Source organism: Thalassospira xianhensis MCCC 1A02616, assembly GCF_003326475.1.
In the GTDB taxonomy this organism is placed as follows: Bacteria; Pseudomonadota; Alphaproteobacteria; order Rhodospirillales; family Thalassospiraceae; genus Thalassospira; species Thalassospira xianhensis.
In genome coordinates, this window is the sequence record NZ_JPWA01000029.1 from 47,077 (window position 1) to 60,644 (window position 13,568).

The following is a 13,568-nucleotide window of genomic DNA, read 5'->3' on the forward strand; positions in this document are numbered from 1 at the left end:
CAAACTCCGCACATGAAAAAGCCTGCCGTTTCCGGCAGGCTTTGGTGTTTTGGTGACGTTTCAGGCCAATAAACGGATCAGTCGAACAGGGCGTCGATTTCTTCCTGCGAGAAAATCTGATCGATTTCGTCCTGGCTGACGCGCTCGACATTCTGTGGGGCGCGGGTGACGGTTTTATCGAGATTGTCCTGGCCTTTGGGATCGGCGGGCAGATCGAACTCGCCAAAGTCATCCTCGCCCCAGATTTCGATCACGCGGGTCACGCGTTCCTCGATATATTTCATGGTGTTGACGACTTTGGTGATGCGCTGCCCGGTCAGGTCCTGGAAGTTACAGGATTCAAACACCTTGACCACCAGATCGACGATATCGTCGGCCAGCCCCTGGGTGTAGTCATCCGGGGCGGCGGAGCGGATATTGTGGGCGACGGCATCGATTTTCTCGACGGTTTCAAGGATGTTGGCGGTGGCATCCTCCGTCGCGGCGACGACGGAATCAAGCTCGCCCTTGACGATGTTAAGCCGCGTGCCGCTGCTATCATCCGGGGCGGTATAGAGGGCGGCGATTTCGCGCTTGGTTTCCTGAATGGAATTGGCGAGTGCGCGGATTTCGGTCTTGAGCATGCGAAGCTCGTTGCGCGCATCGTCCTGATCTTCGTCATCGGCGCGCGCATTCAGCTTTTTCTGTTCTTCCATCATGATGCGGATGTCGGACAGAAGTTCCACCTTCAGATCCTCGATCGCATTATGGAGTGAGGACATATCCGCACCACCGGTGGCACCGCCATCAGCGGCCGGTGCCGGTAACGGCATGGATACGATATCACTCATACTTTCCAGCTTGTTGAGCAGCCGGAGCTCTGCGGTGAAAAGCTTTTTGCTTCCTTGGCGGGACATGAGCGAACCTCGATCTGAAACGTCACGGTAATCCTGCCCGGATGATAATCGAGAATTATCGGAAGGACAGGAAAAATAATACTTTCGAATAGAACAGTTCCAGCCAACCGGTCAGGTTGCTGATACCATTCTCCTGATATTGGGAAAAAATCCCGCAATTAAAGGCATATGCGCGTTTTTATGTAGGTTTCGTGTCCCGAAAGCGGAAGCCCGGCGCGCAAGTGATCCGGCAGGTTCCTTGTGCCAACAATCACAGAGATCGCGGCGATTATCAACCTTTGTGCGGTGCATTCGAAAAACTTCATGCGCGATCCGGTTTCTGAGGATCGAAACCAACAGGACGGGGCAGAGCGGGTGCAGGTCGGGTACAGATCAGGTCGGGCGGGTTTTACGACTCGGTGGGGCGGTAAATGATTGATTGCGATGGCTTTGCCTGTGGATAACTTGCCAGAACCGGCCCCGGTTTTGCGATCAAAGTCGCGTCGTTCGGGGGATGCCGATAAATCCGTACCTAAATGATTATTTTACCTGCGGTTTGTATCGTCTAAAGGATAATTTCCTGCTGTCTGTTGCGTGGCAGCAATCGGGGCTATGATGGCCCGGCGCGATAAGGAATGGCAGGATTTCTATCGCAGGGGTAGGGCATTGGATTTAGAAAAAAATTGAACCAGTGCGCTAAATTCCTGAAAGGACAAGTAATATTTTTGTGCAACGCAGCGAGGTTTTTTCTGGAACAGGTAGTGAAGATAGGCTATTTGCCTGCCATACCGTTGTGCCGCAGTGCATGCGGGTTTAAAAATCAGGTTTGTCTGATGTTGTGTTGTGATTCTGATGGCTTGCCGATTTATGGTTGAGTCATCACGGCATGCCTTTTCGGTGAACGAACAACCCGTTATGTTCGTAAATGTCGATGGTCACGATGTGGCTTTCCTTTGGACAAATTGCCTTGAGATGTAATGCGAGGGGGCAGATTCGCATGTCGATCAAGATGCTGTTTCCCATTCTTTTGCTGGGATTGGCAGTTCTGACCGGACTGGATAGTGCCGCGCTTGCCGCGGTTGGTCAGCCTGAGCCATGGCAACTGGGTCTTCAGCACCCGGTTTCGCCGGTGGCTGTACAGGGCCATGATTTCTTTATTCTTCTGACATGGCTGATGACCGCCGTTACGGTGATCGTCCTGCTGTTGTTGCTTTATGTTCTTTTCCGCTTTAGCCGGAAACGCAATCCCGTCCCGTCCAAGACCACCCACCATACGCTTCTTGAAATCGTATGGACCGTGGCGCCGGTACTGATCCTTCTGATCATTGCGATCCCGTCGTTCCGTCTGCTGTATTATGCAGATCACGTCGAAGATGCCGATATGACGCTCAAGATCATCGGCAAACAGTGGTACTGGACGTATGAATATCCCGACAATGGCAATTTCACGTTCGATTCCCTTATGATCGACGAGGAAACCGCCGTTGCAGAAGGCAAAATTCGCCTTCTGGATGTGGACAACCCCGTTGTTCTGCCGGTTGACACCAATATCCGCCTGATCATGACATCGGACGATGTGATCCATAACTGGGCCATGCCGTCGCTGTTCATCAAGCTGGATGCCGTGCCGGGCCGCCTGAACGAAACCTGGACCCGCATTCCGGGCGAATATGCAGGCACCACCTTCTATGGCCAGTGTTCGGAACTGTGTGGCGTGAACCACGCCTACATGCCGATCGCGGTGAAAGCCGTGACCATGGAAGAATACGAGGCATGGGTCGCAGAGGCCCAGGAGAAATTCGCGTCGGTTGACCTGCCGTCGGCGGTTTCCGTAGCTTCGGCAGAGTGAGGGAGAGATTTATGGCTCACGCTGACACACATTCGCATGATGATCACATGCCCGGTTTCTTTACCCGTTGGTTCCTTTCGACCAACCACAAGGATATCGGCACGCTTTATCTTGCGTTCTCGCTGGTTGCCGGTCTGATCGGCGGGGCGTTCTCGGTCTGGTTCCGTATGGAACTGGCCCATCCGGGCACCCAGATCATCGAAGACCACCAGTTCTTTAACGTTCTGGTCACCGCGCACGGCATGATCATGGTGTTCTTTGTTGTCATGCCCGCCATGATTGGCGGTTTTGGCAACTGGTTCGTGCCGATCATGATCGGTGCGCCGGACATGGCGTTCCCGCGTCTGAACAACATTTCGTTCTGGCTGATCGTTCCGGCCTTTGCGCTTCTGATGCTGTCGGCGGTTGTCGGCAGCGGTGCCGGGACCGGCTGGACGGTTTACCCGCCGCTTTCAAGCGCGCTGGGTCATCCGGATGCTTCTGTTGATCTGGCGATCTTTGCCCTGCACCTTGCCGGTGCGAGCTCGATCCTTGGGGCGGTGAACTTCATCACCACCATTTTCAACATGCGCGCACCGGGCATGACACTTCACAAGATGCCGCTGTTTGCATGGGCGATGCTGGTGACAGCGTTCCTGCTGCTTCTGGCGGTGCCGGTTCTTGGTGGCGCGATCACGATGCTTCTGACCGACCGTAACTTTGGCACGGATTTCTTCAATCCGGCCGGTGGCGGTGACCCGATCCTGTACCAGCACCTGTTCTGGTTCTTCGGGCATCCGGAAGTTTACATCATGATCCTGCCGGGCTTTGGCATCATCAGCCACATCATTTCGACCTTCTCGCGCAAGCCGATCTTTGGCTATCTCGGGATGGCTTACGCCATGGTCGCAATCGGTGTTGTCGGTTTCATCGTGTGGGCACACCACATGTATACCGTCGGCCTTGATGTTGATACCCGCGCCTATTTCACCGCGGCAACGATGGTGATTGCGGTGCCGACCGGGGTCAAAATCTTCTCGTGGATTGCAACCATGTGGGGTGGTTCGATCGAGCTTCGCGCACCGATGCTGTGGGCGATCGGCTTTATCTTCCTGTTCACCGTTGGCGGTGTGACGGGGGTTATCCTTGCGAACTCCGGCATGGATCTGCCGCTGCACGATACCTATTTCGTGGTGGCGCATTTCCACTATGTGCTGTCGCTGGGTGCCGTGTTCTCGATCTTTGCGGGCTTCTATTACTGGTTCAGCAAGATGTCGGGTTACGAGATTTCCGATCTCGGCGGTAAAATCCACTTCTGGCTGTTCTTTATCGGTGTGAACCTGACCTTCTTCCCGCAGCACTTCCTGGGGCTGGCCGGCATGCCGCGTCGTTATGCCGATTACCCGGATGCGTTCGCGGGCTGGAACCTGGTTTCATCCTATGGCGCGTATCTTTCGTTCGCGGCGACGATCTTCTTTGTCGGGCTGGTGGCGCATGCTTTCATCCGTGGCAAAAAGGCCGAAGCCAACCCATATGGCGAAGGTGCGGATACACTGGAATGGACCGTCAGCTCGCCGCCGCCGTTCCATACCTTTGACGAACTGCCGCGCATCAAGTAATTGATCCGATCTTGCGTTCCCCGCCGTGACCAGCCGGTCCCGGCGGGGAACATACGACCGCCCAAAGAAGAAAAGACCAGGATTACATGACCAAGCAGGCCGCCCAGCAGACCCTTGCAATCGATAACATCGCCGCATTACCGGTATCGGAAGTGCGCGACTATATTGCGTTGCTGAAACCCGGTGTAATGACCCTTGTGGTGTTCACCGGTGCCGTGGGTCTTTTGATTGCACCGGGAACAATGCATCCGTTCCTGGCGCTGGTTGCGATTGCCTGTATTGCCGTTGCCAGCGGGGCGGCGGCATCAATCAACATGTGGTACGACCGCGATATCGACATCCACATGAAACGCACCCAGAACCGCCCGATCCCGGCCGGCCGCGTGCCCGCCGACGAGGCGCTGTCACTGGGGATCGCGTTATCCATCCTTTCCGTGACCGTCATGGCGGTTGCGATCAATTTTGCCGCCGCCGCCCTTCTGGCGGTGTCTATTGCGTTTTACGTGTTCGTTTACACCATGTGGCTGAAACGCAGCACACCGCAGAATATCGTCATTGGCGGTGCAGCCGGGGCATTCCCCCCGATGATCGGCTGGGCGTCGGTGACCGGCGGGATCGATATCAATTCGATTGCGCTGTTTCTGATTATCTTTATGTGGACGCCGCCGCATTTCTGGGCGCTGGCCCTGTTTCGCTGTGGCGATTATGCCAAGGTCGGCGTACCGATGATGCCGGTTGTGGCCGGTGAAGTCGCGACCAAGAAACAGATGCTGATCTATACGATCCTGTTGTTGCCGATCACGTTTGTGCCGGTCGCGACCGGGTTGCTTGGCGTGTTTTACGGTGTGACGGCGGGACTGACCGGTTTGTGGTTCCTGCGCCATGCGGTTCGCGTGCTGCGCAATGCCGAAGAAAAAGCACCGCACAAGATGTTCGGATATTCGATCCTTTATCTGTTCGTTCTGTTTGGTGCGATGGTCGCCGATGTCTGGATCAAAGGATATCTGGCATGACCGAACCCAAAATGAGCAAAGCCGAACTGGATGCGTTTTACGCCAAGCGGCGCAAGAAGAACTGGGCGTTTCTTGCCATTCTTGGCGGGCTGGCGGTTCTGTTTTTCGCCATCACCATTCTTAAGATGAGCTAGGGCATATATGGCTGATCAGAAGCATGCGGATAAAACAAAGGCGCGCAACAAGCGCGTATTGCTGAGCTGTGTTGCCATTGTTGGCGGCATGATCGGTTTGTCCTATGCCTCGGTCCCGCTTTATGCGCTGTTTTGTCAGGTGACGGGATATGGCGGCACCACACAGGTCGCCACCGACGCGCCGCGTGATGTTTCGGAAAAGACCATCAAAATCCGCTTCAATGCCGATGTGAATTCCCGCCTGCCGTGGCAGTTCAAGCCCGAGCAGCGTGAAATCACCGTCAAGCTGGGCGAGGACAACCTTGCCTATTACGTCGCCGAAAACATGTCGGTCAAACCGGTCACCGGTCAGGCGCTTTACAATGTAACGCCGCTTAAGGCCGGGCAGTATTTCAGCAAGATCGCCTGTTTCTGTTTTGACGAGCAGACGCTTGAACCCGGCCAGCGCGTGGATATGCCTGTCAGTTTCTATGTCGATCCGGCGATCGCAGAAGACCCGAATACCCAGGACGTGAAGACGATTACCCTGTCCTATACCTTCTATAAGACCGAGGCATCGGTTGAAGGTCCGGGCGGGGATAAAGGAAAAGGAGGCTAGGGGCCTGACCGGTTGGCAGGTTCCGTGTTTCCAATGAAGAGAGCTTTGAAGGTTTCATTTGTGAGGATTGAGGGGGGCGAGGAATGAGTGATCACGCTCAGAAACATCCGTTCCATCTGGTAGACCCGAGCCCGTGGCCGTTGGTGGCTGCGTTGTCTGCGGGACTGTTTACCGGTGGCATGGTCATGTTCATGCATTCGGATCGTGCGCCGACAGATTTCTGGCTGGCAGCACTTGGACTGGCGGGCATTCTGTTCGTGATGTTCCGCTGGTGGAGCAACGTGATCAGCGAGTCCACCATCTACCACAACAAGGTTGTGCAGATCGGCTTGCGGTATGGCATGTCGCTGTTTATCGCGTCCGAGGTGATGTTCTTTGTCGCCTTCTTCTGGGCGTTCTTCCACAACGCGTTCATTATTTTCAGCCCCGGTGTGACCGAATGGCCGCCCGCAGGCGTTGAAGTCCTTGATCCGTGGGATTTGCCGTTCATCAACACCCTGATCCTGCTTCTGTCGGGCTGCACGCTGACCTGGGCGCATCATGGCTGCCTTGAAGGCAAGAAGAAGGACATGGTGCAGGGGCTGGCGATTACGGTTGCCCTTGGCGTCATCTTCCTGTGCCTGCAGGCTTATGAATACAGTCATGCCGCATTCGGCTTTGCCGATGGCATTTATTCGTCGACCTTCTATATGGCGACCGGTTTCCACGGTTTCCACGTGTTTGTCGGCACCGTGTTCCTTGCGGTCTGCCTTGTGCGGGCGATCAAGGACGGCTTTAAACCCGACCATCATTTCGGTCTGGAAGCCGCCGCATGGTACTGGCATTTCGTTGACGTTGTCTGGCTGTTCCTGTTCTTTGCCGTTTACATCTGGGGCGGCGAATAAAGGATACCGGTCAGCCAATGACCCTGGATTATTATCCTGCACTTTCCCCCATCCGCACCGGGCTGGCATGCAAATGCCCCCGCTGTGGCGGGGGAAAGCTGTTTTCGGGCTTTCTCAATGTTCGCGAAAGCTGTTCGCAATGCGGTCTTGATCTTCGCGGTCATGACGCCGGTGATGGCCCGGCCGTTTTTATCATCTTCATTCTCGGTTTTATCGTGGTGCCGATGGCGCTCTGGGTCGAGATGACCTATATGCCGCCTTTGTGGCTGCATGCGGTGTTATGGTTTCCGACCATCATCGGGGTAACACTGGCCTTGCTGCGACCGTTAAAAGGCCTCATGGTGGCGCTGCAATATCGCCACCGGTCGACTTCCGAACAGGATTGAACTCAATAGATGCCGCTTCTGACGACACGCCCAAGCCCCGCGATCAAAATCTGTGCCGGTCTTGCCCTTGTGATCCTTCTGGGACTTGGCTCCTGGCAGGTGGATCGCCTGTTCTGGAAACAGAACCTGATCGCGGAACGCCAGGCGCAGGCGACCCAGCCGCCTATTGCCGTGCCGACAGATGTTGCGCCCGACCCGGCGATGGCATTCCGGGCTGCCTATGCCGAAGGGCATTTTCTGAACGATCAGGAAATGTATCTGATGGCGCGCACACGCCGCGGCAATATCGGGTTTCATCTGATCACGCCGCTTGAACAGGAAGATGGCCGGATCATTCTGGTCAATCGCGGCTGGGTGCCGCAGGATTATCGCGATCCTTCGACACGGCCCGACAGCCTGATTGACGGCAATGTCCGGGTAACCGGTGTGTTGCGCCTGCCGCAAACCCGCCACTGGGTGCAGCCGGAAAACGAACCGCTGGAAAACCAGTGGTTCTTTGTCGATGTCGATGCGATGGCCGAGGATAGTGGGGCAGACCTTGCCAGCCGCTATTATCTTGAACTTGACGAAACGGAAATCCCCGGCGGGTTGCCGATTGGCGGTCAGGCGAAAATCGATCTGCCGAACAATCATCTTGAATATGCGATCACCTGGTACAGCCTTGCGCTTTCGCTGATTGTGATCTTTATTCTGTATCACCGCCGCCCGCAGAAAGATGACGCCGAAAGCTGATCCTTTCTGACGATATTTCCAGCCGCTTTTCGCAACGCTGCCCGATACCGGTTGCGGCGTTTCGTTTGCCCGGTTTGCCAGATTTTCCGGTTCCGCCGAACAGGAGTTCCCATGACTGACGCCTATAAATCGCTTGAAGCCCGTTTTCGCCGGATCAATGTGCTGTCCGATATCGGCGGCATGCTGCATTGGGATATGGCGGCAATGATGCCCAATGGCGGGGCCAATGCCCGGTCCGAGCAACTGGCGACCCTTGATGTCATGGCCAACGAACTGGTCAATGCACCCGATATGGGCGATCTGATCGAAGCCGCCGGGGGCGAAAACCTTGATGCGTGGCAGAAAGCCAATCTGGCCGAGATGAAACGCAATTGGGTGCATGGCACGGCGGTGCCATCCGATCTGGTGGAGAAAATGTCACTGGCGGCGACTTCGTGCGAGGTCGCGTGGCGCGGGGCACGTGCCGATAACGATTTTGCCGGACTGTTGCCGAAACTTCAGACCGTCCTGGACCTGTCGATCGAGGCGGGCAAGGCAAAGGCCGAGGCGCTGGGCACGTCGGTCTATGATGCGCTTCTCGATCAGTATGATCCGATGATGCGATCAGACCGGATTGACAGCCTGTTTGCCGAACTTGAGGCGTTTCTGCCGTCCTTTACCGCCGAGGTGATCGAGCGCCAGAAATCCGAACAGGCCCCGACCCGTCCGACCGGGCCGTTCCCGGTTTCGGTTCAGAACAAGGTTGGCCTTGATCTGATGAAGGCGGTCGGGTTTGATTTCGACCACGGGCGTCTGGATATTTCGCATCATCCGTTCTGTGGCGGCATTCCCGATGATGTGCGCATCACGACGCGCTATGACGAAAATGATTTCACATCGGCGATCATGGGGGTTCTGCATGAAACCGGCCATGCGATGTATGAACGCGGATTACCCGGCGCGTGGCGCAATCAGCCGGTCGGCAAGGCACGCGGCATGACCATGCATGAAAGCCAGTCGCTTCTGGTGGAAATGCAGGCCAGCCGGTCGGAAGAATTCCTGACCTATGCCGGGCTGGTCTTCAAGGCGGCATTTGGTGGCGATGATGCGGCATGGAATGCAGGCAACCTGCATCGGCTTTATACACGGGTCGAGCCGGGCCTGATCCGGGTGGATGCGGACGAGGTGACGTACCCAGCGCATGTGATCCTGCGGTATCGGTTGGAACGCGCCCTGATCGAAGGCGACATGAAGCTTGCCGATCTGCCGGGCGCCTGGAACGAGATGATGGGCAAGTTGCTGGGCATTACGCCGCCCGATGACAAGGATGGCTGCATGCAGGATATCCATTGGCCATCAGGTGCGTGGGGATATTTCCCGACCTATACGCTGGGTGCGATGGCGGCAGCGCAGATTTTTGCCGCGGCGAAAAAGGCCAAGCCGGAAATTCCTGCGGCACTGGCGCGCGGTGATTTCAGCCCCTTGATGGGGTGGCTTGGCGAAAATATCCATGGCAAGGCATCGAGCAAATCAACCGACGAGATATTGATCGAGGCAACCGGGCAACCCCTTGGCGTGGCTGCGTTCAAGGCACATATGGAAAACAGGTATGGCGGGTAAAACTGATTGATTGGCAGTGCTTATCTGCTAGCATCAATCGTCCTTCCGGCACAGGTGACGGCAGGCATCCGGCCCCACATCAGGATATTTTGATTTAATGTCCATTTTCCCGGAAGCGTCATGGGAATAACCGACGGCAACAAGAAAGTCATGGACCGGCATGTTTATGCCGCCGGTCAGGTCATCTTCCGGGAAGGAAAGCCCGGCAGTGCGGCCTTTGTCGTGCAGGAAGGCCGGGTTGAAATCTATAAGACCATGAATGGCGACGAAGAAGTCATTCTGGGCAGGATAGAAGCCGGTGGCCTGTTTGGCGAGTTGGCGCTTGTCGATAACGAGCCGCGCATGGCGTCCGCGCGCGCCTGCGAACGGACGGTCCTGATTGCAATCAATCGCCAGATGTTCGAGAAAAAAATGGCGGCGTCGGACCGCTTCATCAAGGCGATCCTGCGGATTCTTTTGAATAACTATCGCACCGTGGTGCGCCGTGCCGCCGTGGCCGAAGCCAAGCTCAAGGAACACGGGATCGAGCTTGATAAATAGGCAAGGATCACACGGCCTTGCGCGATATTGCGCAAAGCACGCCTGATCTGCCTGATTGACCCTTGACTATGGCGGCTGTTCCCCTCACTAACTCTGGGTTTGGAGTGTCTTTGTCCGTTTGGGGCAGGGTCGCCTGAATGTTGTGAAAGCCCAGTTCAGGAGCACAGGTCGTTGCGTTATGTCAGTACGCGGGGAACCGCCCCCGTTTTGCAGTTTGATGATGTCCTTTTGGCCGGTCTGGCCCGTGATGGTGGATTGTATGTGCCGGAAACCTGGCCGACCTTCACCGCGGATGACATTCGTGCGCTGCGAACTCTGACTTATGCCGAGGTTGCCTATAAGGTGATCCAGCCCTTCACGACCGGATCGGTCGATGATGAGGCGCTTAAGACCATTCTTGAAGACACCTATGCCGGGTTTGATCACGAAGCGGTGGCACCGCTTAAGCAGCTTGGTGCCAATGACTGGGTGATGGAGCTTTTCCATGGGCCGACACTGGCATTCAAGGATTATGCGTTGCAGGTGGTCGGGCGGCTGTTTGACCATGTTCTGGCCAAGCGCGGCGAGCGCATCACGATTGTCGGTGCGACGTCGGGTGATACCGGGTCGGCCGCGATTGAAGCCTGCCGGGACCGCGAAAATATCGATATTTTCATCCTGCATCCGAAGGGCCGCGTTTCCGAGGTGCAGCGTCGCCAGATGACGACGATCCTGTCGGACAATGTGCATAACATTGCGGTCGAGGGATCGTTTGATGATTGCCAGGATCTGGTGAAGGCATTGTTCAATGATCATGCGTTTCGCGACGAGGTCGGTCTTTCGGCGGTCAATTCGATCAACTGGGCGCGCATCATGTGCCAGATCGCCTATTATTTCTGGGCCGGGGTGCAGCTTGGCTCTCCGGAACGCGAAATGTCGTTTTCGGTGCCGTCGGGCAATTTCGGCAATGTCTATGCCGGATATGCCGCGATGCAGATGGGGCTTCCGATCAAACAGTTTGTGGTGGGGGCCAATCGCAACGACATTCTCGCCCGCTTTTTCGAAAGTGGTGTGATGAAGATGGAAGGTGTCGAGCCATCCATCAGCCCGTCGATGGATATTCAGGTCAGTTCGAACTTCGAACGGTTGATGTTTGATCTTTATGATCGCGATGGCCTTGCCATTGCCGAGATGCTGACCAAGTTCCGCGAAACCGGGATTATGGAAATGTCGCAGGGGCAGTTTGCCCGCGCACAGGAACATTTTGACGGCTATCGGTTAAGTGACGATGAAACAAGGGCGGCGATCAGGGATGTGCTTTCGACCAGTGGCGAGCTTGTTGATCCGCATTCGGTGATCGGCATTGTGGCCGGACGTCAGTGCAACCGTGACAAATCGGTGCCGATGGTGGCGTTGGCGACCGCACACCCGGCGAAGTTTCCGGATGCAGTCAAACAGGCATCGGGGATTTATCCGGACTTGCCCGCGCGGCTGTCTGACCTATATGACCGGCCAGAGAAGGCCGAAACCATGTCCAACGATGTCAGCGCCCTGATGGCGCATGTCCGCGCAAAGCGGCGTGCGGCCTGATGACGTGCGATTTCGGACATGATGTGAAACACAGGAGTATATCTATATGACAGTCGAGCTTACCCGGCTTGACAACGGGATGATCGTTGCGACCGACCGCCTTGAACATGTGCAATCCGTGGCACTTGGTGCGTGGGTTGATGTCGGTGCGCGCAACGAGACGCCTGAAATCAACGGCATTTCCCATATGCTTGAACATATGGCGTTCAAGGGCACGCGGCGTCGCTCCGCGCTTCAGATTTCCGAGGAAATCGAAAATGTCGGCGGGCAGATGAATGCCTATACCTCGCGCGAGAATACGGCCTATTACTGCAAGGTCCTGCATGAAGATCAGGAACTGGCGATTGATGTGATTGCCGACATTTTGCAGAACTCGACCCTTGATGCGAAGGAACTTGAACGCGAACGTCAGGTGATTTTGCAGGAAATCGGGCAGGCGAATGACACGCCCGATGACATTGTGTTCGATTATTTCCAGGAAACGGCCCTGCCCAATCAGGCGCTGGGGCGGTCGATCCTTGGCAGTCCGGAAAATGTATCGTCGCTGTCGCGTGATGATCTGTTTGAATTCATGTCGCGCCGCTATAGCCCGAAACGCATGGTGTTTTCGGCATCGGGCAAGGTTGATCATCAGCAGATTGTTGATCTGGTGTCGTCGAAATTCGATAACCTTCCGGCGCATGAAGATCATGAAATGGAAGCCCTTCGCTATGAAGGCGGTAACCGGATCGAGCAGCGCGACCTTGAACAGGTGCATGTGATTTTCGGCCTGCCGACGGTTTCCTACACCGATGACAGTTTCTATGATTTGCAGGTGTTCAACACGTTGCTGGGTGGGGGCATGTCTTCGCGGCTGTTCCAGGAAATCCGTGAAAAGCGCGGGCTTGTCTATTCGGTCTATAGCTTCTCGTCTCACTATGTCGATGGCGGGCTGTTTTCGATCTATGCCGGAACCGGGCCGAATGACATTGGCGAATTGATGCCGGTGATGTGTGACGAGCTGGTGCGCGCCACGGTCGATTTGACCGAGGAAGAAGTGAACCGGGCACGTGCGCAGCTTAAGGCATCGGTCGTGATGGGCATGGAAAGCAATTCCGGCCGTTGCGAGACGCTTGCGCGCCAGATCCAGATTTTTGGTGGTCCGCAGACCATGGAAGAAATCATTGCCAAGGTCGAGGCGGTTGACCTTGAACGGGTGCGTGCGGCGGGCAAGTCGCTTCTGGGCGGGACGCCGACGGTAACGGCGCTTGGCCCGGTCAAGGGCATGCCGGGTTATGATGACCTTGCGGCACGGTTGCGTGCCTGAGAACGGCGTTTTAAGAATGTGAATGAAAGCGGCGCTGCCTTCTGGGTGGCGCCGTTTCTTTTTGCGGCAGATGATCCTGTGGTGTATCCGATAGGAAAGATCACGGGGTTTTGGGCAGACTGGCATGCATTACGCATTTGATATTGGCGGATCGAAAATCGAATTCGGGGCGTTTGACGCCAGTGGCGACATTAGGTCCCAGATCAAGGTGCCGACACCCGCACAGGATCGCGATGCCTTTGTCGCGGCGATTGCCGGGCTGATTGCCGATGCCGACCGTGAATTTGGCGAGGATGCCGATATCGGCATCAGCTTTGCCGGCGGGCTTGACCCGCAGACCGGGGCGGTGATTTCGGCCAATATCCCGGCGATCAAGGGATGGCCGTTTGGCCCGGAACTTTCCAGAATTCTGAACCGCGATGTGCGGGTTGCCAATGATGCCGATTGCTTTGCCCTGGCCGAGGCGCGTAGCGGGGCGGCCAAGG

14 protein-coding genes are annotated in these 13,568 nt (G+C 56.0%); 13 read left to right on the forward strand and 1 reads right to left on the reverse strand.

The features are described 5' to 3' along the window. Nucleotides 1–77: 77 nt before the first annotated feature. Nucleotides 78–896 carry a hypothetical protein gene (locus TH5_RS19225; protein ID WP_062948370.1) on the reverse strand — a complete coding sequence of 273 codons (819 nt, stop codon included), beginning with the start codon at nt 894–896 and terminating at the stop codon, nt 78–80. A gap of 976 nt (nt 897–1,872) precedes the next feature. Between TH5_RS19225 and coxB the strand changes: the two genes are divergently transcribed. The 13 genes from coxB to TH5_RS19285 all read left to right on the forward strand — a co-directional run. Next, a complete protein-coding gene (coxB, locus tag TH5_RS19230) occupies nt 1,873–2,724 on the forward strand; it encodes a cytochrome c oxidase subunit II (protein WP_062948368.1) in 852 nt (283 codons plus the stop codon). Nucleotides 2,725–2,735: 11 nt separating this feature from the next. Beyond that, nucleotides 2,736–4,322: a cytochrome c oxidase subunit I gene (gene ctaD, locus TH5_RS19235; protein WP_114123209.1), complete on the forward strand. Its 1,587-nt coding sequence runs from the start codon at nt 2,736–2,738 to the stop codon at nt 4,320–4,322. An 86-nt stretch (nt 4,323–4,408) separates the two neighbouring features. Beyond that, the gene (gene cyoE, locus TH5_RS19240) at nt 4,409–5,335 is read left to right on the forward strand and encodes a heme o synthase (RefSeq protein WP_208638490.1); all 927 of its coding nucleotides are present in this window, start codon (nt 4,409–4,411) and stop codon (nt 5,333–5,335) included. After that, nucleotides 5,332–5,469 carry a hypothetical protein gene (locus tag TH5_RS25660; RefSeq protein ID WP_167443599.1) on the forward strand — a complete coding sequence of 46 codons (138 nt, stop codon included), beginning with the start codon at nt 5,332–5,334 and terminating at the stop codon, nt 5,467–5,469. The genes cyoE and TH5_RS25660 overlap by 4 nt, the downstream gene beginning before the upstream one ends. A gap of 7 nt (nt 5,470–5,476) precedes the next feature. Further along, complete coding sequence (locus TH5_RS19245; RefSeq protein ID WP_114123210.1) at nt 5,477–6,067, forward strand: cytochrome c oxidase assembly protein; 591 nt, start codon at nt 5,477–5,479, stop codon at nt 6,065–6,067. 83 nt (nt 6,068–6,150) lie between these two features. Continuing rightward, a complete protein-coding gene (locus tag TH5_RS19250) occupies nt 6,151–6,951 on the forward strand; it encodes a cytochrome c oxidase subunit 3 (RefSeq protein ID WP_114123211.1) in 801 nt (266 codons plus the stop codon). 17 nt (nt 6,952–6,968) lie between these two features. Continuing rightward, a complete protein-coding gene (locus TH5_RS19255) occupies nt 6,969–7,337 on the forward strand; it encodes a DUF983 domain-containing protein (RefSeq protein WP_114123212.1) in 369 nt (122 codons plus the stop codon). 9 nt (nt 7,338–7,346) lie between these two features. Further along, entirely contained in the window at nt 7,347–8,069 is a 723-nt protein-coding gene (locus tag TH5_RS19260) for an SURF1 family protein (RefSeq protein WP_114123213.1), read from the forward strand. Nucleotides 8,070–8,180: 111 nt separating this feature from the next. Beyond that, nucleotides 8,181–9,668: a carboxypeptidase M32 gene (locus TH5_RS19265; protein WP_114123214.1), complete on the forward strand. Its 1,488-nt coding sequence runs from the start codon at nt 8,181–8,183 to the stop codon at nt 9,666–9,668. Nucleotides 9,669–9,788: 120 nt separating this feature from the next. Beyond that, complete coding sequence (locus TH5_RS19270) at nt 9,789–10,208, forward strand: Crp/Fnr family transcriptional regulator (RefSeq protein WP_114123215.1); 420 nt, start codon at nt 9,789–9,791, stop codon at nt 10,206–10,208. Nucleotides 10,209–10,379: 171 nt separating this feature from the next. Beyond that, entirely contained in the window at nt 10,380–11,777 is a 1,398-nt protein-coding gene (gene thrC, locus TH5_RS19275; protein ID WP_114123216.1) for a threonine synthase, read from the forward strand. Between the two features lie 46 nt (nt 11,778–11,823). Continuing rightward, nucleotides 11,824–13,083, forward strand: a complete 1,260-nt coding sequence (locus TH5_RS19280) for a M16 family metallopeptidase (protein ID WP_208638491.1) — start codon at nt 11,824–11,826, stop codon at nt 13,081–13,083. Nucleotides 13,084–13,207: 124 nt separating this feature from the next. Continuing rightward, nucleotides 13,208–13,568, forward strand: a 361-nt coding sequence (locus TH5_RS19285; RefSeq protein WP_114123218.1) for an ROK family protein, incomplete at its 3' end; no start/stop codon positions are given.

Excerpts from the sequence above, each read along its gene's own strand:
- TH5_RS19260 (WP_114123213.1), top strand. The coding sequence starts at position 7,347 with ATGCCGCTTCTGACGACACGCCCAAGCCCCGCGATCAAAATCTGTGCC.
- cyoE (WP_208638490.1), top strand. The coding sequence starts at position 4,409 with ATGACCAAGCAGGCCGCCCAGCAGACCCTTGCAATCGATAACATCGCC.
- TH5_RS19225 (WP_062948370.1), bottom strand. The coding sequence starts at position 896 with ATGTCCCGCCAAGGAAGCAAAAAGCTTTTCACCGCAGAGCTCCGGCTG.
- TH5_RS25660 (WP_167443599.1), top strand. The coding sequence starts at position 5,332 with ATGACCGAACCCAAAATGAGCAAAGCCGAACTGGATGCGTTTTACGCC.
- ctaD (WP_114123209.1), top strand. The coding sequence starts at position 2,736 with ATGGCTCACGCTGACACACATTCGCATGATGATCACATGCCCGGTTTC.
- TH5_RS19265 (WP_114123214.1), top strand. The coding sequence starts at position 8,181 with ATGACTGACGCCTATAAATCGCTTGAAGCCCGTTTTCGCCGGATCAAT.
- TH5_RS19270 (WP_114123215.1), top strand. The coding sequence starts at position 9,789 with ATGGGAATAACCGACGGCAACAAGAAAGTCATGGACCGGCATGTTTAT.
- TH5_RS19280 (WP_208638491.1), top strand. The coding sequence starts at position 11,824 with ATGACAGTCGAGCTTACCCGGCTTGACAACGGGATGATCGTTGCGACC.
- TH5_RS19245 (WP_114123210.1), top strand. The coding sequence starts at position 5,477 with ATGGCTGATCAGAAGCATGCGGATAAAACAAAGGCGCGCAACAAGCGC.
- coxB (WP_062948368.1), top strand. The coding sequence starts at position 1,873 with ATGTCGATCAAGATGCTGTTTCCCATTCTTTTGCTGGGATTGGCAGTT.
- TH5_RS19255 (WP_114123212.1), top strand. The coding sequence starts at position 6,969 with ATGACCCTGGATTATTATCCTGCACTTTCCCCCATCCGCACCGGGCTG.
- TH5_RS19250 (WP_114123211.1), top strand. The coding sequence starts at position 6,151 with ATGAGTGATCACGCTCAGAAACATCCGTTCCATCTGGTAGACCCGAGC.